Origin of the sequence: Kitasatospora sp. NPDC058190 (assembly GCF_042883685.1) — a bacterium.
GTDB lineage: Bacteria > Actinomycetota > Actinomycetes > Streptomycetales > Streptomycetaceae > Kitasatospora.
Genome location: NZ_JBHVVI010000040.1, coordinates 1 through 24,136, shown reverse-complemented (window position 1 = coordinate 24,136; position 24,136 = coordinate 1). Strand labels below are relative to the sequence as shown.

At 72.3% G+C, this 24,136-nt stretch carries 24 protein-coding genes; 11 read left to right on the top strand and 13 right to left on the bottom strand.

Translation table 11 applies throughout. From position 1 onward, the window contains the following. Positions 1 to 593 precede the first annotated feature (593 nt). The 3 genes from ACFVWU_RS19810 to ACFVWU_RS19800 all read left to right on the top strand — a co-directional run bounded on the left by ACFVWU_RS19810 (position 594) and on the right by ACFVWU_RS19800 (position 2,822). A complete protein-coding gene (locus ACFVWU_RS19810; RefSeq protein ID WP_387622396.1) occupies positions 594 to 1,679 on the top strand; it encodes an S-(hydroxymethyl)mycothiol dehydrogenase in 1,086 nt (361 codons plus the stop codon). Next, on the top strand, positions 1,676 to 2,308 hold the full coding sequence (locus ACFVWU_RS19805; protein WP_387622394.1) for an MBL fold metallo-hydrolase: 633 nt from the start codon (positions 1,676 to 1,678) through the stop codon (positions 2,306 to 2,308). The genes ACFVWU_RS19810 and ACFVWU_RS19805 overlap by 4 nt, the downstream gene beginning before the upstream one ends. Positions 2,309 to 2,420: 112 nt before the next feature. Then, positions 2,421 to 2,822, top strand: coding sequence for a pyridoxamine 5'-phosphate oxidase family protein (locus tag ACFVWU_RS19800; RefSeq protein ID WP_380613454.1), 402 nt, complete (start codon positions 2,421 to 2,423; stop codon positions 2,820 to 2,822). Between the two features lie 15 nt (positions 2,823 to 2,837). Here the strand turns inward: ACFVWU_RS19800 and ACFVWU_RS19795 are convergent, their stop codons facing one another. From ACFVWU_RS19795 to ACFVWU_RS19770, 6 genes are all read right to left on the bottom strand, one after another. Further along, positions 2,838 to 3,242: an SRPBCC domain-containing protein gene (locus ACFVWU_RS19795; protein WP_380613455.1), complete on the bottom strand. Its 405-nt coding sequence runs from the start codon at positions 3,240 to 3,242 to the stop codon at positions 2,838 to 2,840. After that, positions 3,239 to 3,553 (bottom strand): ArsR/SmtB family transcription factor, encoded by a 315-nt coding sequence (locus tag ACFVWU_RS19790; protein ID WP_387622390.1) that lies wholly within the window; start codon positions 3,551 to 3,553, stop codon positions 3,239 to 3,241. Before ACFVWU_RS19790 ends, ACFVWU_RS19795 begins: the two co-directional genes overlap by 4 nt. Positions 3,554 to 3,682: 129 nt before the next feature. Beyond that, the gene (locus ACFVWU_RS19785) at positions 3,683 to 5,407 is read right to left on the bottom strand and encodes an ABC transporter ATP-binding protein (RefSeq protein WP_387622388.1); all 1,725 of its coding nucleotides are present in this window, start codon (positions 5,405 to 5,407) and stop codon (positions 3,683 to 3,685) included. Between the two features lie 84 nt (positions 5,408 to 5,491). Beyond that, positions 5,492 to 5,752, bottom strand: coding sequence for a lasso peptide biosynthesis PqqD family chaperone (locus ACFVWU_RS19780; RefSeq protein ID WP_387622386.1), 261 nt, complete (start codon positions 5,750 to 5,752; stop codon positions 5,492 to 5,494). Positions 5,753 to 5,787: 35 nt separating this feature from the next. Beyond that, a complete protein-coding gene (locus ACFVWU_RS19775) occupies positions 5,788 to 6,222 on the bottom strand; it encodes a lasso peptide biosynthesis B2 protein (protein WP_387622383.1) in 435 nt (144 codons plus the stop codon). Beyond that, positions 6,219 to 7,952, bottom strand: coding sequence for an asparagine synthase-related protein (locus ACFVWU_RS19770; RefSeq protein ID WP_387622380.1), 1,734 nt, complete (start codon positions 7,950 to 7,952; stop codon positions 6,219 to 6,221). Before ACFVWU_RS19770 ends, ACFVWU_RS19775 begins: the two co-directional genes overlap by 4 nt. A gap of 635 nt (positions 7,953 to 8,587) precedes the next feature. Between ACFVWU_RS19770 and ACFVWU_RS19765 the strand changes: the two genes are divergently transcribed. The 5 genes from ACFVWU_RS19765 to ACFVWU_RS19745 all read left to right on the top strand — a co-directional run bounded on the left by ACFVWU_RS19765 (position 8,588) and on the right by ACFVWU_RS19745 (position 12,899). Continuing rightward, positions 8,588 to 8,725, top strand: coding sequence for a lasso RiPP family leader peptide-containing protein (locus tag ACFVWU_RS19765; protein WP_387622377.1), 138 nt, complete (start codon positions 8,588 to 8,590; stop codon positions 8,723 to 8,725). 597 nt (positions 8,726 to 9,322) lie between these two features. Next, positions 9,323 to 9,796, top strand: coding sequence for a hypothetical protein (locus tag ACFVWU_RS19760; protein WP_387622375.1), 474 nt, complete (start codon positions 9,323 to 9,325; stop codon positions 9,794 to 9,796). A gap of 241 nt (positions 9,797 to 10,037) precedes the next feature. Next, positions 10,038 to 10,235 carry a hypothetical protein gene (locus ACFVWU_RS19755; RefSeq protein WP_387622372.1) on the top strand — a complete coding sequence of 66 codons (198 nt, stop codon included), beginning with the start codon at positions 10,038 to 10,040 and terminating at the stop codon, positions 10,233 to 10,235. Positions 10,236 to 10,287: 52 nt separating this feature from the next. Beyond that, positions 10,288 to 11,388, top strand: a complete 1,101-nt coding sequence (locus tag ACFVWU_RS19750; protein WP_387622369.1) for a hypothetical protein — start codon at positions 10,288 to 10,290, stop codon at positions 11,386 to 11,388. Positions 11,389 to 11,858: 470 nt separating this feature from the next. Further along, complete coding sequence (locus ACFVWU_RS19745) at positions 11,859 to 12,899, top strand: transporter substrate-binding domain-containing protein (RefSeq protein ID WP_387622366.1); 1,041 nt, start codon at positions 11,859 to 11,861, stop codon at positions 12,897 to 12,899. 11 nt (positions 12,900 to 12,910) lie between these two features. On the opposite strand, the gene ACFVWU_RS19740 is transcribed toward ACFVWU_RS19745, so the two are convergent. From ACFVWU_RS19740 to ACFVWU_RS19725, 4 genes are all read right to left on the bottom strand, one after another. Further along, positions 12,911 to 13,846, bottom strand: a complete 936-nt coding sequence (locus tag ACFVWU_RS19740) for an NAD(P)H-binding protein (RefSeq protein ID WP_387622363.1) — start codon at positions 13,844 to 13,846, stop codon at positions 12,911 to 12,913. Between the two features lie 255 nt (positions 13,847 to 14,101). Then, positions 14,102 to 14,617 carry a DUF302 domain-containing protein gene (locus tag ACFVWU_RS19735; protein WP_387622360.1) on the bottom strand — a complete coding sequence of 172 codons (516 nt, stop codon included), beginning with the start codon at positions 14,615 to 14,617 and terminating at the stop codon, positions 14,102 to 14,104. Then, complete coding sequence (locus ACFVWU_RS19730; RefSeq protein WP_387622358.1) at positions 14,614 to 15,372, bottom strand: hypothetical protein; 759 nt, start codon at positions 15,370 to 15,372, stop codon at positions 14,614 to 14,616. Before ACFVWU_RS19730 ends, ACFVWU_RS19735 begins: the two co-directional genes overlap by 4 nt. Positions 15,373 to 15,478: 106 nt before the next feature. Beyond that, entirely contained in the window at positions 15,479 to 16,795 is a 1,317-nt protein-coding gene (locus tag ACFVWU_RS19725; protein WP_387622356.1) for a helix-turn-helix domain-containing protein, read from the bottom strand. 193 nt (positions 16,796 to 16,988) lie between these two features. Here ACFVWU_RS19725 and ACFVWU_RS19720 point away from each other — a divergent pair, with 193 nt between their 5' ends. Continuing rightward, on the top strand, positions 16,989 to 17,762 hold the full coding sequence (locus tag ACFVWU_RS19720; protein WP_387622354.1) for a DUF4232 domain-containing protein: 774 nt from the start codon (positions 16,989 to 16,991) through the stop codon (positions 17,760 to 17,762). Positions 17,763 to 18,052: 290 nt separating this feature from the next. On the opposite strand, the gene ACFVWU_RS19715 is transcribed toward ACFVWU_RS19720, so the two are convergent. The 3 genes from ACFVWU_RS19715 to bla all read right to left on the bottom strand — a co-directional run bounded on the left by ACFVWU_RS19715 (position 18,053) and on the right by bla (position 21,724). Beyond that, positions 18,053 to 19,534, bottom strand: a complete 1,482-nt coding sequence (locus tag ACFVWU_RS19715; protein ID WP_387622352.1) for a purine-cytosine permease family protein — start codon at positions 19,532 to 19,534, stop codon at positions 18,053 to 18,055. Positions 19,535 to 19,713: 179 nt separating this feature from the next. Further along, the gene (locus ACFVWU_RS19710; RefSeq protein WP_387622349.1) at positions 19,714 to 20,754 is read right to left on the bottom strand and encodes an MBL fold metallo-hydrolase; all 1,041 of its coding nucleotides are present in this window, start codon (positions 20,752 to 20,754) and stop codon (positions 19,714 to 19,716) included. Positions 20,755 to 20,791: 37 nt separating this feature from the next. Further along, complete coding sequence (bla, locus tag ACFVWU_RS19705; protein ID WP_387622346.1) at positions 20,792 to 21,724, bottom strand: class A beta-lactamase; 933 nt, start codon at positions 21,722 to 21,724, stop codon at positions 20,792 to 20,794. Between the two features lie 171 nt (positions 21,725 to 21,895). Here bla and ACFVWU_RS19700 point away from each other — a divergent pair, with 171 nt between their 5' ends. Further along, positions 21,896 to 22,843: a LysR family transcriptional regulator gene (locus tag ACFVWU_RS19700; protein ID WP_387622343.1), complete on the top strand. Its 948-nt coding sequence runs from the start codon at positions 21,896 to 21,898 to the stop codon at positions 22,841 to 22,843. A 170-nt stretch (positions 22,844 to 23,013) separates the two neighbouring features. Beyond that, positions 23,014 to 23,904, top strand: a complete 891-nt coding sequence (locus ACFVWU_RS19695) for a serine hydrolase (RefSeq protein WP_387622495.1) — start codon at positions 23,014 to 23,016, stop codon at positions 23,902 to 23,904. Positions 23,905 to 24,136: the final 232 nt, after the last annotated feature.

The window sequence follows — 24,136 nt, the reverse complement described above, 5'->3', positions numbered from 1 at the left end:
GGTTCGGCCGGGCGGCTCTGCTCAGGGCCGGGGTGCGGGTGGGTCAGGGTGCGGGTGGGCCGGGGTGCAGGTGGGCCGGGGTGCGGGTGGGCCGGAAACGCGGCTCGCGCAGGGGCGCGGGCCCGTGCGCGGGATGGCGCGAAACGTGCGGGGGCGTACGGTCGGTACGTGCCCGGCACGGGCGGCGCGCGGTGGCGTGCCGTCAGGTGGGGCGGGTGTGCTGAGCGTGGTCGCGTGGACCGCCTCTGCTACGACCGTACGTGGACGGCTGGGCAGCCGTCTGCGGCACTTCCAGCCAACGGCGGTGCTTTCCGGGCAGTTCGTAGCACGCTGACGGGCACTCAGCGCCACCCATGCGCCCCGGCTGCCGAGCCGCGCCGGGGCGGGCGCCACGTGAGGCGCGGTCAGGCGGCGGATATGCGCCCGGCACGTGCGATGAGCGGGCTCACCCGACCCGCGCCGACGGCGGCCGACCGGCCGGGCGATACGCTTCGTGGGCAGAGCTACCGGAGTCCCTCTACAGTTCCTCTGCAGTCGTTCGTCGCAGGTCACGCCCGGTGCAGAGCCGCACCGGCCGACGGAGGTGGAATCGGATGCCCCAGCAGGTCAAGGCAGTCATCGCGCGCGCCAAGGGCGCGCCCGTGGAGGTGACCACGATCGTGGTGCCGGACCCGGGGCCGGGCGAGGCGGTGGTCCGGATCCAGGCTTGCGGCGTCTGCCACACCGACCTCCACTACCGCGAGGGCGGCATCAACGACGAGTTCCCGTTCCTGCTCGGCCACGAGGCCGCGGGCATCGTGGAGTCGGTCGGCGAGGGCGTCACCGAGGTCGAGCCCGGCGACTTCGTCGTCCTCAACTGGCGCGCGGTGTGCGGCCAGTGCCGCGCCTGCAGGCGCGGCCGCCCGCAGTACTGCTTCAACACCCACAACGCCAAGCAGAAGATGACGCTGCTGGACGGCACCGAGCTGTCCCCGGCCCTGGGCATCGGCGCCTTCGCCGAGAAGACCCTGGTCGCGGCCGGCCAGTGCACCAAGGTCGACCCGGCCGCCGAGCCGGCCGTCGCCGGCCTGCTGGGCTGCGGCGTGATGGCGGGCCTGGGCGCCGCGATCAACACCGGCAACGTCGGCCGGGGCGACTCGGTCGCCGTGATCGGCTGCGGCGGCGTCGGCGGCGCGGCCGTGATGGGCTCCCGGCTGGCGGGCGCGGCGAAGATCATCGCCGTCGACATCGACGACCGCAAGCTGGAGACGGCCCGTACGCTCGGGGCCACCCACACCGTCAACTCCCGTACCACCGACCCGGTCGAGGCGATCCGCGAACTCACCGGAGGCAACGGCGCGGACGTCGTGGTGGAGGCCGTCGGCCGCCCCGAGACGTACCGGCAGGCCTTCTACGCCCGCGACCTCGCCGGCACCGTCGTCCTGGTCGGCGTCCCGACCCCGGAGATGACCCTGGAACTGCCGCTGCTGGACGTCTTCGGCCGCGGTGGCGCCCTCAAGTCCTCCTGGTACGGCGACTGCCTGCCGTCCCGCGACTTCCCGATGCTGATCGACCTCTACCTCCAGGGCCGCCTGGACCTCCGCGCCTTCGTCACCGAGACCATCGAACTCGACGCGGTGGAGCAGGCCTTCGAGCGCATGCACCAGGGCGACGTCCTCCGATCGGTGGTGGTGCTGTGACCTCCGCCCGCATCGACCGGCTGGTCACCGCCGGGACCTTCGAGCTGGACGGCGGCAGCTGGGAGGTGGAGAACAACGTCTGGATCGTCGGCGACGACCAGGAGGCGGTGGTGATCGACGCCGCGCACGACGCGACGGCGATCGAGGCGGCGCTCGGTGGGCGCCGGCTGGTGGCGATCGTGTCCACCCACGCGCACAACGACCACATCGACGCCGCGCCGGCCCTCGCCGAGCGCACCGGGGCGCCGATCCTGCTGCACCCGGACGACCTGCCGCTGTGGAAGCTCACCCACCCCGAGCGGCTCCCGGACGGCGAACTCGCCGACGGGCAGCGGATCGAGGTGGCCGGCACCGGGCTGACCGTGCTGCACACCCCGGGGCACGCGCCGGGCGCGGTCTGCCTGTACGCGCCGGAGCTGGGCACCGTGTTCACCGGGGACACCCTGTTCCAGGGGGGTCCGGGTGCGACGGGGCGCTCGTTCTCGCACTTCCCGACCATCATCGAGTCGATCCGCGAGCGGCTGCTCTCGCTCCCGGCCGAGACGGTGGTGCGCACCGGCCACGGCGACCCGACCACGATCGGTGCCGAGGCCCCGGCCCTGCCGGAGTGGATCGCGCGCGGGCACTGAGCCGTAGGTCCTGGCGCCGGTCTCGATGCCGCCGGTCCCGATGCCGCCGGTTCTGATGCCGCTACGGCCCCCGGGAGGTTGATCGTCTCCCGGGGGCCGTACGATCCCGATCATGGCCCACGACCCGCGCGACCTCGACGAAGCCTTCCTCGCCTTCTGGCGCGAGCGGCACATCTCCACCCTGACCACCACCCGCCCGGACGGCTCGCCGCACGTGGTGCCGGTCGGGGTGACCTTCGAGCCGAAGACGGGCACCGCCCGGGTGATCACCAGCCGCACCAGCCGCAAGGCGCGCAACGTCGCGGCGGCCGGGGCGGAGGGCCTGCGGGTCGCGGTCTGCCAGGTGGACCGGGCCCGCTGGTCCACCCTGGAGGGCGTCGCGGTGGTGCGCGACGAGCCCGAGCAGGTCGCCGACGCGGAGCGGCGCTACGCCGAGCGCTACCGCACGCCCCGGGAGAACCCGGACCGGGTGGTCATCGAGATCGCCGTGGAGCGCGTCCTCGGCCGCGCCTGAGGGCTCGCGCGACGGTCACTCCGCGAGCGCGGGGGCGATCCGGCGCAGCACCGACGGCCAGCCCTGCGCCATGCCCTGGTGGGCCTGCCGGCCCATCGGGGTGTCCAGGTCGAAGCCCGCGTGCTCCAGCAGCAGCCGCGTCCCGTGCCCCTCGGGCACCAGCCGCCAGGTGACGGTGGTGTCCAGCGACCCCTCGGCGAAGCTGTACTTCAGCAGCCGCTCCACCTCCACCTCGACCACCTCGCAGGGCTGCTGCCCCCATGGCCCCATGTCCAGCGTGAACCGGTGCCCCACCACAGCCTTCACGTCCCCGGCGGCCCACCACCGCGCGTGCAGCTCCGGATCGGTCAGCGCCTCCCACACCCGCGCCGGCGGGTAGGGCAGGAACTCGTCGCAGTTGATCGCGGCCTTCTCGGTCATGAACTCTCCTCGTCCAGGAGCTCGCGCAGCGAACGCATCCGCGCCCGCCAATACCGCTCAAACGGGTGGAGCCACTCCTCGACCTCGGCGAGCGGCCCGGGCTCCAGGTGGTAGTACCGATGCCGCCCGCGAGGCTCCTCGCGGACCAGCCGGGCACTCTTGAGCACGGCCAGGTGCTCGGAGACCGCCGGCCTGCTGAGCTCGAAGTCGCCCGCCAGCTCCCCGGCCGCCCGCGGCCCGCCCTGGAGGCTCTCCAACAGCTTGCGCCGTACGGGATTGGCCAGCGCGCTGAACACATCGACATCCGCCATGCCTCCACAATGCGTCGGAGACTCCCGACATGTCAAATTCTTCCGACATGTGATGGGCCCTGACGGGGGTGCCAGGCCCGGGCTGCCGGGCCCAGAGGCCTCGAAGGCGTTCTCCGGCTGCGGCCCCGGCTACCGCTGCCCGGAGAGCCGGCGGAAGTCCGGACGGGTGCGGAGGAGTTCGGCGAAGGTTCCGGTGGCGGACGCGGCGCCGTCGGAGAGCATGACGACGCTGTCGGCCGCTTCGATGGTGGACATCCGGTGGGCGATGACGAGGAGGGCGCACTCCTTCCGGAGGCTGTGCATGGTGACCGTCAGCGCGGCCTCGTTGGCGGGGTCCAGGTGGGCGGTGGGTTCGTCCATCAGCAGCAGCCGGGGGCGGGCGAGCACGGCGCGGGCGATGGCGATCCGCTGCCGTTCGCCGCTGGACAGACGCACGCCGCGTTCACCGACGTCGGTGTCGAGCCCGGCCGGCAGGCGGTCCACCTTCTCGGTGAGGTTGACGAGGTCGAGGACCTGCCACAGCCGCTCATCGGTGGCGTCCGGCGCGGCGTAGCAGAGGTTGTCCCGCAGGGTTCCGTGCAGGATCGGGCAGTCCTGTTCGACCCAGCCGATGTGTGAGCGCCACTGCGCGAGACCGAGGTCCGTGGCGGGCTGCCCGTCGATGCGCAGGCTCCCGCTCCACGGCTCGTAGAACCGGTTGATCAGGGCGAAGGTGGTCGACTTGCCGGCCCCCGACGGGCCGACCAACGCCACGAGCGCGTGCGGGGGCACGGTGAGGGAAAGCCCCCGGAGGACCGGTGCGTCCGGGCTGTAGCCGAACCGCAGGTCGCGGATCTCCAGCGAAGGGACCGGGGCCGCCCCCCGGCCCGGGTGCCGCCACGGGGTGCCGCGGCCGATCGCGGCGGGGGAGCTGTCTTCGGTGGGGAGCGCGTAGACCTCCTGGACGCGTTCGGCGGACCCCTTGGCCCTGTTCACCGAGGCGATGCCCTCCATCAGTTCGGTGACGGGGCCGGTGAGCTGGGAGGCGTACAACAGCATCGCCACGAGGGCGCCGAGCGAGAGGGCCCCCTGGTCCACCCGGGCCGTACCGAACAGCAGGACCAGGACGAAGGCGGCGTTGATGGCCAGTTGGGCCGTGGGGGCGACCACGGCGGTGAGCCGGGCGCTGCGCACCGCCGCGTCGTAGGCGCGGTGCGCGAGGGTGTCGAGGTGGTCGATCTCCCGTTGTTCGGCGCGGTTGGCCCGGACGGTGCGCAGGGCCGACAGGGCGCGTTCCAGTCCGGCCGAGATCGCTCCCACGGCGGTCTGCAGTGCCGTCGAGGAACGGCCGATCTCCGCTGACAGCCTGTTGATCACGACGCCGCACGCGAGCAGCACGCCCAGGATGAGCAGCATCAGGAGCGGGTCCAGCACGAACATGGCGACGACGCTGCCCAGGGCGACGCACAGGTTGGTGGCGATCTGGACCGAGACGTGGGTCAGCGCCTCCCGCAGGACGACCACGTCCGTCGAGGCGCGTGCCATCAGGTCACCGACGCGCAACCGGTCGAAGGCGTGCATCCGGACCCGCAGCAGGTGCGAGATCAGGCCGGTCCGCATGCCCAGGACGAACCGCTCGCCGGTGCGCTCCAGCAGGAAGGTGGCGCAGGCGCCGATGAGCGCCTGGGTCAGCAGCAGCAGGACGAGGACGGTGCACGGGAGCAGGAGCGGGCGGTGCGAGGTGACGGCGTCGACCACGCCCTTGGCGGCCAGGGGCTGCGCGACGCCCACGGCGGCCGCGGTCAGGGTGAGGAGCAGGGCGGCGCTCAAGGGGCGCCGCTGTCCCCGGGTCAGGGTCCACAGCTGTCGAAGCATCCTGTGCACGCCTCCATTCCGTGATCGTCGCCTTCATGACCATCGCCGTCACGGCCGTCGCGCAGCCCCTGGCCGGGCCCGGGGTCAGCCGGTCTCGACCAGCCCGGAGGAGTGGAGCCGTTCGGTCATCGCCGTCAGGTCCTGGTGCGCCTGGGTTCGCGCGATGTCGAAGTGGGCCGCGAACTCCTCGGCCACCTGGTCCACGGTGCAGCCGTCCAGCAGACGCCGCAGTGCGTAGGCACCGGTCTGGTTGAGCTGCCAGTAGTGCCCGGTGCGCCGGCTCAGCAGCACGGCGCCGTCGTCCGTGTCGGTGGACACTGTGTGGGCGGTCAGGCGGAGCGTCATGGGCCCTCCTCGGGTGGTCGGGGTGCGGCCGGCCGTCAGGCCGTACGCGCCGGTTGCTTGGGGGCGACGGTGACCAGGGGTCGGAAGTAGCCGTCGGGGTACGGCTCGTCGATGATCCGGCCCTCCGCTTCGACCCACGCGTGGGCGGCGAACGGCGTCGTGCGCACGCCGGCCTGCCAGGTGGGCCAGGCGCCCTTGAACCGGCACAGCACGGCGGTGGCGATCGACCGCTGCAGGCAGTTGTGGACGGCGCAGCGCAGGCTGACCGCCACGACGGCGGCGCGGGCCTCGGACGCCTGGGCGGCGGTGCCCGGGCGGGCACCAGTGCTCAGCATCCCGAGTACGGCACGCAGGCGGTCGGGCCGCAGTTTGGACAGCGGCCGGGCGATGGCGACGGCCGTCAGCGGCAGCAGACGCCGGTGCAGGGGCAGCCGGGTGCGGGCCTGGAGTGCGTAGGGCGGGCTGGTCACGGCGTCTCCTTCAGGTCGGGTGTGCGGCGCGGGTGACCGGTGCCGCTGAGGGACGGTCCGGCCGATGCCGACAGTGCGGTGGGGCGGGAGACGATCTCCCGCAACCACAGTTCGGCGCCGATCGTCGCCTCCAGCTGGGCGGACCAGACGTCCTCGGTCCGCGGTGGCGTGATCAGGGTGGTCCTGAGCCGGTCCGGGTCGATCAGGCCGCGGCGCGCCAGCAGCGAATCCTCGAACAGGTCCAGCAGGTCGGGGACGTGCTCCTGGAGGGCGCGGTCGACCGGCTCCTCGCAGTCGCCCTTGGTGGTCCGGTCGAGGATCACCTCGGGCACGAGCCCGCGCATCGCCGTGGCCAGCACCGGCTTGTACCGCCAGGGGCTGTACCGCTCGTGGGGAAGGACCGACAGCACGGCCTCGACCACCCGGTCGTCCAGGTAGGGCAGTTCCAGCGGAAGCCCCGCGGCGGCGTACTCGCGGCAGACCAGCCGTAGCACCGGGCCCGCGGTGCGCAGGGCGGTGAGGGCCTCGTGCTGTCCCCGGTCCCGTGCCAGCGGGACGACCTGGTCCGCCACCTCGCGGAAGAGCGTCTGCGTGGTCCTCACCGCGTCCCCGGTGGCCCACGGCGTCGCCGGGAGCCGCTCCCCCCAGCCGAGGGCCGGGGCCCGGGACGGCGACGCGGTGCGGGCGAGGTCGTCGGCGCACCGCCGCCACCAGGCGCCGAGGTCGCCCCCGCGCAGCAGCCCGGTCAGGCTGGGCAGCAACGGCCAGCTGTTGAGCGCCCGATGGGCACTCAGTTGCCGCCAGGCGGTCACCGGTCGGCGGAGGAAGAGCGTGCGCAGGTAGGCGGCGCCCCCGGTGAACAGCTCGTCGGCCCCGTGTCCGGCCAGGTGTCGGGTGGCGCCGTGCTCGACCAGGTGCCGGATCCCGAAACGGATCGCGTTCATCCCCCGGGTCGCGGCCCGCGGGGCCTCCGTGTCGACCGCCCAGTACGGCGGGGAGAACACCGGCGGAGCGTCGGTGTCCGGCACGGTCAGGTGCTCGGCGCCCGGCAGCAGGCGTGCGGCCTGGCCGGCGTACAGCGGATCGTCGTTGATCGCGCTGCCGCCGGTCCAGCAGAAGGTCAGCAGGTCGGGGCGGTTCTCGGCGGCGAGGAAGCACAGCGAGGTGGAGTCCATGCCGCCCGAGAGGTCGGCCGACAGCCGGCCCCCGTCGGGCTGCCGCTGGGCCACCGCCTCCCGCAGCCGCTCGCGCACCCCGGCGGCCCCCCGCGACAACGAGAGGTCCGGCTCCGGCGGCTGCCACCAGCGCACGGCTCGGGCCGGGCCGTCGCCGGGGATCACCAGGCAGGAGTCCGGGGCCACCTGTCGCACGCCGCGCCACCAGCTGCGCTCGCTCAGCGGTGCGAAGAGCATCCCGTACGTCACGCTCGCCGCGACCAGGTCCTCGTCCGGCTCCGCACCGGTCAACTCGGCCAGCACGTCGGCCCGGTCGCCGGCGATCGGCACGTCGTCCAGACGGGCGGTGAACACGGTTCGGGTTCCGGTGACGGTGCCCTGGAAGCGCACCCGCCCGTGGACCGACGCGACCACGTGCGTGTTGCCGGGGAGGCCGCGGGCGAGCGCGTCCACGTCCGACAGCTCGCGTACCGTCCTGGTCAAGGAGTCGAGACGTTCCTGCGTGACCGGGCTCAGGCCGAAGACCGCCACGCGGACCGGACCGGCTTCGGACACCACCAGGTCCTCCGGCGACCACGAACCGGCCAGCCACGGCCGGCCGGACGCATGGGCGACCAACCGCGGTGCCGTGTCGCCGATCCGACGGTGGGCCCGAGCACTGTCCGGGGAATCCGGAAAGACCACAAGGTGGTCGTTGAGCGACTGCACCTGCCCACCCCCAGGTTTCACAGGTTTCACGGCGGCATCCGTACCGCCGGTGTGTCGGCGGCTCTGCACGCGCGCCGGTGTCAGTGCCGCGCGGCCGTCCCCACCAGGGCGTCGGCCTGTCGGCGCTCTTCCCCGGAACCGTGCACCACCCGGGGAAGGCCACACAACCGGGCAAGGTCGACTTCCCCCATGGATCACGCCATTTGTTCAACGACAGGATCAGCCAAATCGTATTTCAATAGCATCTAAATTCTGTTAAGACGGCGCTCGACATGATCACTCGCGCTACGGCAGTTCACTGCTGTGCTCAAAAACCCCAGCCGAACCGAGCGGGTGACATTCCGCTTACGATCCACCTGCAGGAACGTAAAACCAGTCGTCAATGGCCAAATCTAGCGATCCGACTGGACACGACCGATGGAAGCCGGTCCCAATGGAGTCACGCCATCCCAGGCTTCGGCCTCGATGCATTGGAGATAACCATGGCCAAGAACCAGCAGCTGCCCAAGCGCTATGCCCCGCCCACGGCCGCCAAGGTCGGCGACTTCAGCAAGGACACGGACGGCACCATCTACACCAAGAAGGACGCGACGACCCTGGGCTTCAAGAAGCCGCGCTGACCAGGGCTTCGCTGACCTCGGCTCGATCGTGACAGCCCGCCGGCCCTGCCGGCGGGCTGTTCCGCGTCTCCGGGGTTCGCATACCAACCCCGGACGCGGCTCGCCGCAGGTCGGAGGCGGTTCCGGCCCTCCTGGGCGGCTCCATGGGGAAGGGGAATCGGGTCGACGGAAACCACTCGCGAGTTCGAATTCCATCTTCCCTCCTTTCCGTGGGAAAGCGGTCGTAGTTCCCGGCTGATCGGTGACTTCGACGTGTACCGACCTATGGCCCGGCTGATCCTCGCAGGCGGGGGGAGGATGTGTTCGTGGACGCCGGGCATGGTGTGGGTGAACGGGCTGACCTGGATGTGGCCGGTTTCGGTGACGGTGATGTGGCCGCGTTCGTAGAGGCTGTGGCAGCCCCCAACGGCCCCGCCGTCACCGCCTTCCGCTATGTTCTTCCGAACGCGCGCCGGCGGGTCACGCGTGCTTCGAGGGGGGAAGCGTGCCAGGTGAGCGACTTGAGGCGGAGTGGGTCCGATCCTGGTGGAGGCAGGCCGACGCGGCGCTGACGGAGCTGACGCTGCGGCCGGCCTGCAGGAGAGGACCCAACACCTGATGTCCATATGGCCCTCGATCGTTGCAGTGCTCGGCACCCTCGCCGGTGCCCTGACCGCCGGACTCCTCCAGCACCGTTCGGCACGGACCGCACGCGCCGAGGAGCGCGCCGACAGCCACCGCCAGGAAAAGCTCGGTGCCGTCACCGAATTCGCGGCCGCCCTGGACGCGCACCGCTCGGCGATGTTCCATCGGGAGCGTCTGGCCCTGACCGAGGCCGAGCCCGAGCACCAGCTGGAGGCCCAGACGAGGTCCCACGACACCCGGGCGGCGATCACCGCGCCCCACATCCGCCTTCAGGTCCTGGTCCCCGAGCTGGCCGGCCCCGCCCAGCAGGCCGCTGATGCCACGTACGCGCTGCGCAAGGCCGTCGACCGGGCCGAGTTGGACGCCCGGCGGCATGCGGCCAAGGAAGCATCCGTCGCCTTCATCGCCGCGGCCGCCACGTTGCTGGCCCCAGCAGCCGCTGACTGAGGTCGACCGCCGCCTGCGTCCTGGCCGTCCGTCGACCGGGTGCTGCGGGCCAGGGTTGTGGACGGACCGTCACCGTCCCGCAACGGCAGGCGATCGCCGTACGGCCGCTCGGACGTCGATCAGATCGTCGCCTGCATGGGCTAGCCTGCCCCCGGAACCGCAGCACGCGCTGTGGGAGGGGGAGTTGGTGTCCAGAATTCGTTCGGGGACGACGCGCCGGGCCGCTGCGGCACTTTCGGTCATGGCGCTCTCGGCAGCGGCGGTGCTGGCGCCGGTGACCACGGCCGCCGCGGCCACCACGCCGGTCACCGGGAACGAGGCGATCGTCTCCGTGGGCGCGGTCGGGCCGGAGCCGATCGTCAGTCCGGACGGCACCCGGGTCTACGTGGCCGGGACCAACGACGCCGCCACCGCCGGTCTGCGGATCACCCAGCACTGACGGCCCGGCCCACGCGCCGTCACCACAACGCACGCTCCACGAGGGGAAACCGATGTCCCGCACGACCACCCGCCGCACCGCCGCGACGCTCACCGCGGCGGCCACCGCCGCGACCCTGCTCGCCCTGACCGGCACCGCCGCCGCGGCCGACGCCCCGCTGTCCGGGACCGAGGCGACCATCACCGTCGGCGCCCGCAACGCCGCACCGGTGGTCAGCCCCGACGGCGGCACGGCCTACGTCGCGGTGACCGAGGCCGACAACACCTCCACGGTGAAGGCGGTGGACACCCAGTCCGGCGCCGTCACCGGGCGGCTGGTCCTCGGCACCCTCCAGTGGAGTGCCCACCCGGCGCTCAGCGCGGACGGCTCACGCCTGTACGTGCTCGACGGCCAGCGCCTCAGCGTGGTGGACACCGCCACCCTGACCCTGCGCGCCACCCTCGCCCTGCCCGATCAGCCCCGCCCGGCCGGCTGGACCCCGGGCTCGACCTCCGGACTGGCCTTCAGCCCGGACGGATCCACCCTGTACGTCTCCCAGAACGGAGCGACCGCCTACCGGCAGAACGGCCAGAGCCGGGTCCTGGCCTTCGCCACCGCGCAGCAGGCGTTCACCACCTGGGTCCAGGTCCCGGCGCCCTTCGTCGGCGCCCCCGCGGCCCGACCGGGCACCGGCGACGTGTACGTCGGCACCAGCCAGGGCGTGGTGCACGTGACCACGGCCGGCGCCACGCCCGCTGTGGCCGACACCGTCCAGGGCACCGCCGCGAACCTGGACTACAACGTGGCGTTCACCCCCGACGGCAAGCGCCTGTTCGCCCTCGCCGAACTCGGCACCGGCGCGAGCACCCTCATCGACCCGGCCACCGACACCGTGACCACCACCTTCCAGCCCGCCGGCAGCGGCGACGCGCTGGAGCACCCGCAGGTCAGCGCCGACGGCAGCCGGCTCTACCTCACCGACAGCAACTACGGCGCCGGCACCGCCTCGGTGCTCGCCCTCGACACCGCCACCGGCGCCCCCGTACCCGCGGAGACCGCCGGCGACCTCGACGAGACCGACCTCACCGGCCTGGCCCTCGGCCCCGACGGCCACACCTTCTACGTGGGCGGCACCGCCGGACAGAGTGCCAATCTCCAGATCGTCGCCCACTGACCGCCCGCACGACAGCCCCCGCCCGCCGTGCGGGCGGGGGCCCGTTCCCCCTTGCCGCACACGACTCCTGACCGTGCCACAGGTCCGGACAGCGGCACGGGAGTCGGCCGGCCGTCCGCGAGGCGAACCGGCTGGTGGAGGTGCGGCAGGAGTTCGCGTTCCTGGACGGGAGGCGGCCGGAAGCCGCGAGTCGCGGAAGCCGGCTCCGCACGGCTCGCGTCCTGCGCGCCGGGATCCCCGATGGACCGGCCCGTCCGCCCGCGGGGCCCTCGTGCGTCGAGGCGCGGTTCCGTCGGGGTGCAGGAGCGGAACCGTCAGGGCCGCGGACCGCGTCCCGTGACTGTCGGGGTTCACCAAAAGGCCCTGCCCCCTTGCCAATTCGTTCGACGTGCCCTCACATATCTTCCACGCACACTGCCGGCCACCGCCGGCGTGCTGACCGGTGTCGGACGCCGGCCGGCGGAGTACCGGTGACCCGCAACGAAACCATCGGAGGACACCTGATGCGGCTTCGCGGAACCACGGCGATACTCGCCCTCACCACCCTGGTGGCGGCGGCCCTCACGACAGGCGGACCCGCCCGGCCGGCCGCCACGCGGACCACCGCGGCCACCGGCCCGCTGTCCTTATCCCTGCCCAGCATCGCGACCGACACCGCTTCCGGCTCGGATCCGTCCTGCAAGGCGAGCAAGTACCCCCCGAAGAAGGATCCCTCCGGGCCGACCATCAAGGCGATCCAGGCCCGCGGGACGATCAACATCGGTGTGGACCTGAACGACTACGACTGGGGATTCCTGGGCCCGGACGGCGCCACACCCCAGGGATTCGACATCGACCTCGCGAAGGCGATCGTCGCCTCGTTGGGAAACCCGAAGGTCAACTGGGTCGCGCTCGACGACGCCCAACGCCAACCGCGTCTCAAGGCCACCGGCGACCAGCACGTCGATCTGGTCGTGCACACCATGACGATCACCTGCAAACGGAGCCAGGACGTGGCCATGTCCACTGTCTACTTCGAAGCCGGACAGCGGGTCCTGATGCCGGCCGCGAAGGCCGAACAGGGTGAAAGCGGGCCCGACGCGATGAAGGGCAGGCGGGTGTGCGTCGCCGCCGGCTCCACCGCCGAGGCCCTGCTGGAGCCGGACACCACGCTGCCGGCGTCCCAGCAGAAGTACAAGGTGGCCACACTCGACAAGCGGGACCAGGAACTGGACTGCCTGGTCCAGCTCGAACTCGGCAACGAGGACGCGATCGTCACCGACGACGCCATCGCCTACGGCCTGGCCGCCCAGGACCCGCAAACCACCGTGGTCGGCGACCAACTCTCCGACGAGCCCTACGGCGTCGCCATCTCACCCAGCGAACCGGATCTCGCCTCCTGGGTCAACCAGGTCCTGGAGGACTACCGCGGGAGCGGTGCCTGGCGGCAGAGCTACGACCACTGGATCAGGCCCAACGTCCCCGGCCACCCCGAATTGCAGCCACCCGCGGCGCAGTACTCCAACTCGTGACCCCAGCGCGCTCAGCCCGGCAACAGGCCTGGCTGCGACTGCAGGGCGGGGGTGTTCCTGATGAAGCTGTCGAACCCCAGCGGGGGGCGCCCGAGCAGCTCGGCGACGTCGTTCGTGGCCCGGTCGTACCGATTCTCGCGGTGCAGCCGCGCCATCGTGGCGATGTGCTCGAAGACGTGGGGCGGTAGGTCCAGCCCCTTGAGGTCGCGTTCCAGCCACTCCTCGTACGGCACGTCGACGTAGGTGACGGTACGGCCCAGGGCGGCGGAGAACTCGGCCGCGATGGCTGCCATGTCACGGGAGCGCGCTCCGGTCAGTTCGTAGACGCGGCCGGACGGCGGAACCGGGTCCAGCAGGAGGCGTGCGATGACCTCCGCCACATCGGCCGCGGCGATCGGCGAAGTCCGGGCGGAGCCGAACGGGAGGCGGATCGTGCGGTCTCGCAGGATCGAGGCGACAGCGACTTGGGCGAAGAGGGGATTCTCCATGAACACCGTGGGCCGGACATGGACGACCGGCACCCCCGACCAGTCGAGGACGTGCTCGGCCAGCCAGTGCAGTCGCTGCTGCCGGGATTCGGTGTCGCTGGTGAGGTCCATCTGGGAGACCGTCATCTGCGAGATGCTCACCAGCAGTTCGAGACCGCCGCCTTCCCGGGCGGCCGCGGCGACCGTCGTCGCGGCCTCCAGGTAAGCGGGCGACACGCTCATCCCGAAGTAGGCCCGGCGGCAGCCCGCCAGCGCCTCCACCACGTCGGCGCCACGTGTGAGATCGCCGACCACCACGTCCACGCCGGCCATGGCCCGCAGAGCCGAGGACCGTTCGTCGTCGTGATGCACCAGGGCCCGGACGGGCACGCCCTCGGCGTGCAGCCGGTCGAGGACCGTTCGTCCGACTCCGCCGACGCCGCCACCGACGCCGGTGACGAGGACGGGCTGGGAATGCATCGTCGATCGCCTCCTGTCTTCCGGACCAGGCGTCCGGTTCGCTCGGGGCGGCTCTGCGGGCTGTCGAGCGTGCCGTGGAGGACGTCCCTCGTCATGCACCACTGGCACCGTCGTCGACCTCGGGGCGACACGGGCCGGGCCGTCACCTCCTTCACCGTACCTGCGGCGGCAGTACGCCGCAGGTGCGTCGGTGATCGTGGCGGTCGGTTCACGGGCACCCGGTCACCGGCAGCGGACCCCGCATCGACCCCGGTCTTACGCGGTTGCCAGCTGCGGGGGCATCGCGCCGCCGAGTAGGCTGATCAACTGAGCGAGCAGACCGTCGAGTTCACGGCCGACATCGGAGATCCGCTCGTCGTGGTAGCTGGCGAACAGCAGGCTCGGCTGGTCGACCGCCAGTTTCGTGTCGCCGTCGGGGTCGGCGTAGAGGAGAGTGCGCAGCGGCGCGTGGAGCATGACCGACGGGTCGTGACGGAACATGCGTTCGGCGATGGTGTGGTTTCCCATCAGGTACTGCGTGGCCTTCCAGAAGGAGGACGATCCGACCATCAGGCCGGCGATGTCGCTGCGGTGGTAGCGCATGAACCCGTGCGGGGCGTTGATCTCGGCGAGTTCGAGCGCGGCGTCCCAGGAGGCCAGCTGGAAGAAGCGGGTCTGATCGACCTCCGGGACCAGGCTCTCGTACTGCTCGCGGGCCGCGTCGTAGGGCTGCGGGAGCGCCACGACGAGGCGCCGGGCGGGGTGGTCGACGGTCGTGGTGTGCGCGGTCATGGCTGTGCTTCCTCCGTGCCGGAGCGGACCAGTTCCACGTGGTGGATGTCGAGGGTGATGGACAGCAGGTTGAGGTTCACGCTGTTGTCGGGGTTGCGGCGGAAGACCCGCCGGCGGGTCGGCACCAGCAGGCCGTCGAAGGACCTGTGGCGGCTGGTGTAGTGGCCGATCAGTGCGCTCCCGTTGACCTCGGCGATGTAGTCCATGCGTCGCTGTACGCCGCGAGTGTCGAAGTAGAACACCTGGTCGGGACTATGGGTGGCGATCTCGGCCGGGAAGCGCACGTGCAGGCGTCGCCAGGTCTGTCCGGCCTCGTGCCAGGGCTCGATCTCGCGGGTTCGGACACCTGGATGGGTGAACAGGAACGGTGTGGTGAAGTAGTTCCAGCACGCGTAGCCCAGGAAGTAGCCCAGGTGCGGGGCGTCCCAGGCGCTGTTGCGCAGCATGCCCTTGAAGGCGGCGCGGGCCGGATCGAGGGTCTCGACCGGCTCGCCGTCGAGGGTCTGCAGGGTGACCCGGTCGGCTGCGGCGTCGAAGACCATCCGCCGGTCCGGGCGGGTGAAGGGGCTGAACACGATGTGCTCCCGGCCCGCATCCAGCGTGATGACCTGGTCGAACGTCCGGCCCGTCGGCCAGCCCTTCGATGCCCAGATCGGGCCCCCGATCGAGAGGTCGACCTTCAATCCGCGCACGGTGTTCCACAGTTCGCGGCCGCCGGCCGTGGCGATGGCCAGGTCTAGCAGTTCGCCGGTCATGGACCACACTCCTCAGGTGGCGTGTACCTCCACCAAGGTTGACCGAAGCGTCCGCCGTCGGCTCGCCCAGGCGGTGGGGAGATCGCACGACCTTGACCGACTTCCGCTAGCCGTCCGCCCGCTTGATCCACTCGCTGCCTCCCGGCGGGTAGTCGTAGCCGGGGCGGTTGACGTCGGCACTGGTGCGGAAGGGGGTGCCCTTGTTGTCGATCGGGACGGTGCCGCGGCGGTTGCCGCTGGACCAGTCCAGTGTGAGGTCCCATCGGACGTCATGCGCCTTGGTGTGCGCGGTGACGTAGAAGACCTCGGGGTCGGACTTGCTGACCTTGTACGGGAAGTCGCGCTGGCCGCCCCTGACGGTGATCACGGGACTGCCCCTGTCGAGGTCGATGTCGAAGGACTTGGTGTCGACCTCGCCGCCGCAGCCGACACCCATCGAGTAGTCGTTCCAGGCGAGCGGCGCGCCCTTGGCCGTGATCCGCACGTGCAGCGCCTCCAGGACGACCGTGTCCGCTCCGGTTCCCTGGACGGTGAGGGCGACCTGCTGCTCGCCGGAGGAGACCGCGCCGTAGGCGGCGGCCCAGCGCGGGGCGTCGCGCTCGGTGGCGGGCGGCCCGACCTGGGCGGGCGCGCTGTTGACGAGGAAGTGCTGGCTGCACGGGTCGGCGTAGACGTACGGGCGGGTGCCGACAGTGAGCGGCGCGGGCGCGTTGGAGGGCTGGGTGGGGGTGGACGGGCTCGGGGTGGTCGGGCTCGGGGTGGTCGTCGCGGTTGCCAGGGCGGTGTCCGTCGGCGTCACGGTCCTGGTGGTGGAGGCGGCGGGGGCGGAGAGGGACGGTTCCGGTACGGCCGGCACGCCCGTCGCCGCAGCCGTGGCACCGGCCGCCTGCGGGCCTCCCGCATCGCTCCCGCCGTCCCAGATCGTGGGACGCGCGACGATCATCACTGCGGCCAGCAGGGCGACGGCCGCGGCGGAGGCGATCAGCGCGCTACGGCGGCGCCGCGGCCGTACGGGCTCCGCCACCGCCACGACGACCGGCGCCCCGATGACCGGAGCCCCGCCCGTCTCGCCCGCGGTGGGTTCAACCGGGGCGGCCTCGGGCTCCGTGACCGGAGCCGGGGCCTCGGCCGGTGCTGGCTCCGCGGTCCGGTCCGTGCGGCGCCCTCGGGCCGCGTCCGCCAGGATCCAGCTCCGGTGCAGTTCCACGAGCTCTTCCGGGGTCGCCCGGCACACCCGTGCGAAGCGCTCCGCCGGCATGTACTCATGGGGCAGCGCCGTGCCGTTGCAGTAGCGGTGCAGCGTCGACGTGCTCATGTGCAGCCGCTTGGCCAGCGTTCCGTAGCTCAGGCCCGAGCGGTCCTTGAGTTCGCGTAACAGCCGCGCGAACTCCTCCGTCTCGACGGCCCCCGTGCCCTCCGACACCCGTCCCCTCCGTTCCCCCGGCGTCCCGTTCCAGCGTTCCAGGCTCGTCCCACTCCCGCTGCTCAGAGCCTCATTCGCCGTTCCACCCTACCCATCGTGCCGCCGGGTGTGGCGGCCGGGACGGATCGCTCCGCAGGCTTCGGTCATCCGATCGACGCACCACCTGAGCGCATGCCGAAAGGGGCACGACCACATGTCCGTCCGCACCTCCCGTACCCGCCTGATCACCGCTGCCGCGAGCGTGGCGCTCGCCGCCTTCTCCATCACCGCGTGCAGCGACCACGGGGACATCGGGACGGCAACCGGCCCGTCGCTCAGGGCCACCGCGCCCGCGGCGGCGCCTGCCTCGCCGACGGCCCCCTCGACGGCCCCCTCGACGGCCCCCTCGACGGCCGCCGCCCCGTCCGCCGACACCGGTGGCACCACCGACAAGGCCTCGACCACCACACCCGCGCCCGCCGCTCCCAAGCCCGCCGCTTCCAAACCGGCCGCGAACACCCCGGCACCGAAGGCCCCCGCAGCGCCCCCGGCCGCCAAACCGACCACCTGCGAGGGCTCCACCACCAAGACCGTCGCCGCCCCGCTGAACCGACCCGTGAACCACATGCTGCTCACGGTCACCAACACCGGCTCCGGCACCTGTTACCTCTACGGCTACCCGGCCGTCCAGTTCGGCGAGGCCCAGTCCGTGCCCCCGGTCATCACCGACTCGAAGCCGCAGGCCGTCGTCACGCTCAAGCCCGGCGAGTCCGGCTACGCCTCCGTCAACCTGTCCTCCACCGACGGCAGCAACGGCTCGAACGGCCGCACCGCGACGTCCCTGGCCGTCTACTTCCAGGGCCCCTCCGGCGACGAGAGCGTCGGCGCGGGGGCCCACCCGGCGCTGCCCGCGAAGGGCGTCTACGTGGACGACTCCCTCAAGGTCACCTACTGGCAGCAGTCGCTGGACGACGCCGTCTCCTGGTGACCCCGGAAACACCCGGAGAGCCGAGAGCGCCCAGCCCGAAAGCAGGCACGCCGCCATGCGCAGCACACCCCGCAGAATCGCCCGGGTTCTGGCCGTCCACATCGGTGCGGCCTGCCAGGTCCTCCTCCTCGGCGATCCGGACGGTCCGGGCTCGGGCGGGAAGCCGCCGCCGACAGGGTCTGACCGGCGACTGGCCAGTGACCTCGACAGCGAAACCGGACCGCCCGGTCGCCGGCTCAGGCGAGCCGACGACCGGGCGGTCCGGGGGTGCGGAGGTTCGGGCCGAGGGGTCAGACGGTGACCCGTTCGGTCCGCTCCGCCTGGAGGTCGGCGGGCTGCTCGGCGGTGGCGGAGGTGTTCTCCCGGGGCGCGGGGAGTACGGCCATGATCACGCCGGAGATCACGATGGTCGCCGCCCAGGCGAGCCCGTACTTGCCGACGGGAGTGTCGGAGAGCGGGCCGGCGAACCAGTCGCACTTGGTGAAGGCGAGCCCCATCAGCAGGGCGAGCACCCAGGACACCATCGCCTGCCAGCAGAAGCCGCCCACGTACCAGTACCGGCTGTTCCTGCTGGTGTCCATCAGCGCGGTGGCGTCGTAGCGCACCGCGCGCGACCGGCGCCGGAACATGTCCACCGCGTAGACGCCGATCCAGGCCGAGAAGGAGACGGCGAGCAGGATGAGGAAGGTGATGAAGGAGCCCAGGAAGCTCTTGGCGACCAGCATCAGCAGCAGGCCGCCGACCAGCGAGATCACGGCGTTGATGCTGACGGCCATGGCGCGCGGCAGCTTGACGCCCATGGTCTGGGCGGTGAAGCCGGCCGAGTACATCGAGAGGCTGTTGATCAGCAGCATGCCCACGATCGCGGTCAGCAGGTAGGGCACGGCCAGCCAGGTCGGCAGCAGGTCACCGAGGAAGGAGACCGGGTCCGCGGCCTGCGCCAGGCCGGGCGAGGCCACCGCCATCACGGCGCCCATCAGCACCATCGGTACCACCACCATGGCGGCACCGGAGACCGTCACGCCGACGATCTTCTTGCCGGAGGCCTTGTGCGGCAGGTAGCGGGCGAAGTCCGGCCCGGTGGGGACCCAGCTGATGCCGCCGGCCGCGATGGTCCCGATGCCGGCGATCATCATCGCGGTGGTGCCCGCGGGCTTGGCGAAGACCTCGCTCCAGTGGATGGTCGCGACCAGGTAGCCCAGCACCAGGACGCTGAAGAGGCCGAACAGGTACGTCGACCAGGTGTTGCAGACGTTCAGTGCCTTGCGGCCCATGCCGGAGACCACGAAGGTGCAGGCGACGAAGGCGAAGAGCGTGATCACGATCAGCGCGGTGTTGCTCTTGATGCCGAACAGCAGGTCGAGGACGGTCAGCACGGCGTAGGCGCCGGTGACGGCGTTGATCGTCTCCCAGCCGAACCGGGCGATCCAGAGGATCGCGCCGGGGAAGAGGTTCCCGCGCACCCCGAAGGTGGCCCGCGAGAGGGTCGCGCCCGGCGCCCCGCCCCACTTCCCGGAGACCGACAGCACGCCGACCATGCCGAACGAGACGAGCGCGGCGCACGCCGCGACGATCAGGACCTGCCAGAAGTTCAACTGGTTGAACACCACCAGGGCGGCGCCCATGGTGAGCAGCAGCACGCTGATGTTCGCCGCGACCCAGGTCGGGAAGAGCTCGCGGACTCTGCCCCGGCGCTCGTGGTCGGGGACGGGTTCGATACCGCGGGTCTCTATCGCGCCGTCGGCGTTGTCGGCGGTGGACAGGTTGTCCATGAGGGTGGCTCCGTGCGTGTGAAGCGGGGGAGAAAATTCGGGCAAATAACACATCTATGGAACTCTTCGCGCGTAGCGCGGGAGTTGAGTCATCCTACTGTGTTCGAGATGTGACCCGATTGATGTGGTTGCTCGCTAGCGGTGGCAACCGGTCGCGGGGCGGGATCGCAGGGGGTGGGTCAGAAGGTGAAGGTCTCCAGGTGGTCGAGCCGGATGAAGCGGGCCTCGGGGCTGGACCGGTGGACGGCGGCCTGGAGCGCGGGGAGGCCGCCCCAGTCGTGGGCGGGTTCGGTGAGCGGGTGGTCGAAGTCGTCCCAGTGGGTGGGGACGACGTACGGGGGGTGGTCGAGGACGTCGAGGAGGCGGGGGACGTAGTCCGGGACGGAGGCTCCGCCGGGCTGGACGAGGAGGACGTCCGGGGCGAGGCCGGTGAGGTGGCGGGCGTCGTAGTTGGCGCCGCCGCTGTCGAGGATGCTCAGCCTGTCGCCGATGGTGATCAGGTAGGCGAGCGTGCCGCCTTCGACGAGGTCCGAGATGACCTTCGGTCGGGGCGGCGGCGAGCCGGGGCGGGTGCCGGGGAAGGGGACCTTCGAGCGGGGGCCGGTCATCGAGTGCAGCGAGTTGATCACCTGGATGGTGTAGCCGTCGAACTGCAGGTACTCGCCGCCGTGCACCACCGACAGCTGGTCGCCGGGCGCGCCGAGCGCGGTCAGCAGGTTGGCGTGGGTCTCGGTGCCCAGGACGGTCGCGCCCGTGCGGGCGGCGATGTACGGGATGTCGGGCAGGTGGTCGTAGTGGCCGTGGGTCACCAGGATCTGGTCGGCGCGCAGCCGGAGACTGTCGATGAGGGCGGTGTCGACGCTGAGCGGGGTGGCGGGGTCGGCGCCCTTCGGGGTGTACGTCCCGGTGGGGAAGCGGGTGATCCAGGGGTCGATCAGGATCGTCGTGGGCCGGTCGGGATCGCCGAAGGCGATCTCCCAGCCGTTGTTGCCCAGCCAGCGCAGCCGCACGCCGGCCGAGCCGGGCGGGCCGGGCCGGCGCCGTCGGCGGCCCGACGGACGGGCCTCGGTCGCGGCGGAGGCCTCGGCCGGGTACGGGGCCGCGCCGGTCAGGGCGGCGGCACCGGCGAGGGTCGCGGCGCCGGTCGCGGAGGCGGTGAGCAGGTGGCGGCGGGACAAGCGGTCGGCGGCGGGGGCGGGCCGACGAAGCGGGTGGGTCATGGCGAGTGGGGCTCCTCCGGTCGCTCGTGGGCGGTGGTCAGCCGAGGGCGGTGACGACGGCCTTGGTCGCCTCGGCGATCAGGGCGTCGTCGGAGGTGGCGTCGGGCTTGCCGCGGTCGGACAGGACGACGATGACGACCGGGCTGCGGCCGCCGGAGGGCCAGGCGACGGCGACGTCGTTGCGGGTGCCGTAGCCCGCGTTGCCGGTCTTGTCGCCGATCTTCCAGTCGGCGGGCACGCCCGCGCGGATGTACGGGGCGCCGGTCGTGTTGCCGATCAGCCAGTCGGTGAGCAGCCGGCGACGGTCCTCCGTCAGAACGTCGCCGAGGACGTAGCGGCGCAGGTCTGCGGCGAAGACGCGGGGTGTGCTGGTGTCGCGGGGGTCGCCCGGCGTCGCCTCGTTCAGGGTGGGTTCGGTGCGGTTGACGTTGGTGGTCGGGTCGCCGAGGTCGCGCAGGGTCCGCTGGACGGCCTCCGGGCCGCCGAGCTCGGCCATGACCAGGTTGGCCGCGGTGTTGTCGCTGTACTCGATGGCGGCGGCGGCCAGATCACGCACCTTCATGCCCGTGGCCACGTGCTGGGAGGTGATCGGCGCCCACTTCAGGACGTCCTCCTGGCGGTAGGTGACCACCTTGTCCAGCTCCTCGTCGGTCGCCTCGCGCAGCAGGGCCCCGACGGCGAGCGACTTGATCGTGGACGCGAACGCGAAGCGCTCGTCGGCGTGGTAGGCGACCTCCCGGCCGCTGCCGGTGTCCACCGCGTACACGCCGAGTCGGGCGCCGAAGTGTTTCTCGAGTTCCTTGAAGGCGGCGTCGGTCGGACGGGCGGCGGCCGTGACGGCGGTGGTCGCGGTCGCTGCCGGAGCACTGGTGCCGTCGGGGGTGCCGTGGCCGCACCCGACCGTCAGGGCCACCGCGAGCAGGGCGACGGCGGGCAGCGCGGAACGGGGATGCCGGAACACGGACGTCATCGGTGATCTCCAGGGTCGGGCGCACGGGAAGGTCGGACGGGCGGTCACCGGCGCCGCGGGGCGGTCCGGCGTCGGTCGTGCCGTGGCCCTCAGCTAAACAGGCCGTCAGGAGTCCAGTCCAAGACCATGATGGTGAAGGGATCGATACCGAAATACCTATGATTGCTGCTCATGGACCTGTTGGGACATCTCCGCCACTTCCGCGTGGTCGCCGAGGAGCGGCACTTCGGCCGCGCCGCCGAGCGGCTGCGGATCGCCCAGCCCTCGCTCTCCCAGCGGATCCAGCGGCTGGAACGCGAACTCGGCGTCACCCTGTTCGACCGCGGTCCACGCGGGGTCGCGCTCACCCCGGCGGGCCGGCTGCTGCTCGCCGAGGCGGAGGAGGTGCTGGAATGCTCCGCCCGCCTGCTGGCCGTCGCGGCCGACCTGCGCACCGGCCGGGCGGGCACCCTTCGTGCGGCCGTACCACCCGACCTCGGACCGGCCGCCCTGGCAGCGCTGCTCACCGGGTTCGAGAGCGCCTCCCCGGGCACCCGGCTCGACCTGCGGGAACTGCCGGTCGAGGCCGCGGTGCGCGAACTCGCCCAGCACACGGTGGACGTCGCCGTCGTCCGCCATCCCTGCCCGGCCGCCGGACTGGCCTTCGGACCGGTCCTGCACCAGCCGCTGGGCGTACTGCTCGCCGCCGACAGCCCGAACGCCGACCGCCCGGACCTGGCCGCGGCGGAGCTGACCGGGCGGCGTCTGGTGCTCTTCCCCCGTGCCACGGCCCCGGCGCTGTACGACGAGATGCTCACCACCCTGGCCCGGCACGGCTGCACCCCGGAGGCGGTCGTCGACCCGCCCGGCCCGGACGTCGCGGGCGCACTCGTGCTCACCGGGAGCGCCGTCGCCCTGGTGCCGCGCACCGTGGCGCCACCGGGTACAGTCTGGCGTCCACTCACCGGCACCCCGCTGACCTGGCGCACCTCCACCGCCTGGCCGGCCGGGCGCGACGGGCCCGCCGTCCGCCTGTTCGCCGAGGCCGCCCACCGAGCGCTGACCGAACCCGGCGGCCTGCTGCCCCAGCCGCCCAATCGCCCGCTCTTCCCCCGGCCCGCAATGGAGTTCCCGCTGTGACCAGCGACCGTACGAGCGCCGACCGCATCCGCGGCGACCGCGCTCGCGGCGACCGTCCGAGAGACGACAGCGCGGTCGGTGGCCGTGCCGCAGCCGGCGACGACCGTCCCGCAGCCGACCGTACGAGCGGCCGCCGGGACCCCGCCGGAACCCGCGCCGCGCGCGCCCGCATCGCGGCGGCCTTCGCCGAAGCCGGCGTCAGCGGCCTGCTGCACGCCCGCGACCTCGACACCGGCGCCGAGCTCGCCCTCGGCGCCGACACCCCGGTCAGCACCGCGAGCGTCCACAAGCTCTGCCTCCTGGTCACGCTGTACCGCGAGGCCGCCGCCGGACGGATCGACCTGACCCGGCCGGTGGACCTCCCCGCCGCCGGCCGCACCCCAGGACGTACAGGCCTGTCGGCCATGCTCGACGCCGCCCGGCTCTCCCTGCGGGACCTCGCCTACCTGACCGTCGCGGTCAGTGACAACGCCGCCGCGGACGTGCTCTGGGACGAAATCGGCCTGGACACCGTCAACCGCACGATGGCCGAGCTGGGCCTGACCCGTACGGTCGCCGTCCACACGGTCCGCGACCTGTTCGCCGCCCTCGCCGGGGACACCGGCCAGGACTCCCCGGTCGACCCCGCTGTCGTCGCCCGGCTCAGGGTCCTCGACCCGGCCTTCACCAACCACAGCACCGCCCGCGAGATGACGGCCCTGCTCGCCGCCCTCTGGCACGGCGACGCCTGCCCCGGCGAACCCGGCGCCGCACTGCGCCGCCTGCTCGGCCTCCAGGTCTGGCCGCACCGGCTGGCCTCCGGCTTCCCGTTCGACGACGTCCGCGTCCACGGCAAGACCGGTACCCTGCCCACCCTGCGCCACGAGGTCGGCGTCGTCGAGTACCCCGACGGCGGCCGCTACGCCCTGGCCGTCTTCACCCGTGCCGCGGCCACCAGCATCACCCTCCCCACCGCCGACGCCGCCATCGGCACCGCCGCCCGCCTCGCCGTCGACGCCCTGCGCCTCATGGCGAGCGGGAGCGACGGCGAGCGCGGTGGACCGTGGCACCCGGTGAGGTGAACGGGTCGCCCGCGGCCGCGGGGGAGCCGGACGGCAGGATCGAGCGCCGACCGGTCCCGGAAGGGCCGCTGCAGCGCCTGCCGTCGTGATCAGCCGGCTCACGGCGGCCGTCGCGCGGGCCCGTCGCGCGGGCCCGGCCACGGGTTCTAGTGCTGCTCCGCGGAAGTTCGTGGAGGGGTGTTGATTAGATGGCCAGTCCACTGAGGTAGAGGTCGCCCGCGCAGTCGAGGGC

Bases quoted from the DNA above. Each gene is read 5' to 3' on its own strand.
- ACFVWU_RS19755 (WP_387622372.1), top strand. From the start codon at position 10,038: ATGGCGCTCTCGGCAGCGGCGGTGCTGGCGCCGGTGACCACGGCCGCC.
- ACFVWU_RS19720 (WP_387622354.1), top strand. From the start codon at position 16,989: ATGTCCGTCCGCACCTCCCGTACCCGCCTGATCACCGCTGCCGCGAGC.
- bla (WP_387622346.1), bottom strand. From the start codon at position 21,724: ATGACGTCCGTGTTCCGGCATCCCCGTTCCGCGCTGCCCGCCGTCGCC.
- ACFVWU_RS19730 (WP_387622358.1), bottom strand. From the start codon at position 15,372: ATGACCGGCGAACTGCTAGACCTGGCCATCGCCACGGCCGGCGGCCGC.
- ACFVWU_RS19750 (WP_387622369.1), top strand. From the start codon at position 10,288: ATGTCCCGCACGACCACCCGCCGCACCGCCGCGACGCTCACCGCGGCG.
- ACFVWU_RS19810 (WP_387622396.1), top strand. From the start codon at position 594: ATGCCCCAGCAGGTCAAGGCAGTCATCGCGCGCGCCAAGGGCGCGCCC.
- ACFVWU_RS19790 (WP_387622390.1), bottom strand. From the start codon at position 3,553: ATGGCGGATGTCGATGTGTTCAGCGCGCTGGCCAATCCCGTACGGCGC.
- ACFVWU_RS19800 (WP_380613454.1), top strand. From the start codon at position 2,421: ATGGCCCACGACCCGCGCGACCTCGACGAAGCCTTCCTCGCCTTCTGG.
- ACFVWU_RS19795 (WP_380613455.1), bottom strand. From the start codon at position 3,242: ATGACCGAGAAGGCCGCGATCAACTGCGACGAGTTCCTGCCCTACCCG.
- ACFVWU_RS19735 (WP_387622360.1), bottom strand. From the start codon at position 14,617: ATGACCGCGCACACCACGACCGTCGACCACCCCGCCCGGCGCCTCGTC.
- ACFVWU_RS19760 (WP_387622375.1), top strand. From the start codon at position 9,323: ATGTCCATATGGCCCTCGATCGTTGCAGTGCTCGGCACCCTCGCCGGT.
- ACFVWU_RS19780 (WP_387622386.1), bottom strand. From the start codon at position 5,752: ATGACGCTCCGCCTGACCGCCCACACAGTGTCCACCGACACGGACGAC.
- ACFVWU_RS19710 (WP_387622349.1), bottom strand. From the start codon at position 20,754: ATGACCCACCCGCTTCGTCGGCCCGCCCCCGCCGCCGACCGCTTGTCC.
- ACFVWU_RS19715 (WP_387622352.1), bottom strand. From the start codon at position 19,534: ATGGACAACCTGTCCACCGCCGACAACGCCGACGGCGCGATAGAGACC.
- ACFVWU_RS19765 (WP_387622377.1), top strand. From the start codon at position 8,588: ATGGCCAAGAACCAGCAGCTGCCCAAGCGCTATGCCCCGCCCACGGCC.
- ACFVWU_RS19700 (WP_387622343.1), top strand. From the start codon at position 21,896: ATGGACCTGTTGGGACATCTCCGCCACTTCCGCGTGGTCGCCGAGGAG.
- ACFVWU_RS19785 (WP_387622388.1), bottom strand. From the start codon at position 5,407: ATGCTTCGACAGCTGTGGACCCTGACCCGGGGACAGCGGCGCCCCTTG.
- ACFVWU_RS19740 (WP_387622363.1), bottom strand. From the start codon at position 13,846: ATGCATTCCCAGCCCGTCCTCGTCACCGGCGTCGGTGGCGGCGTCGGC.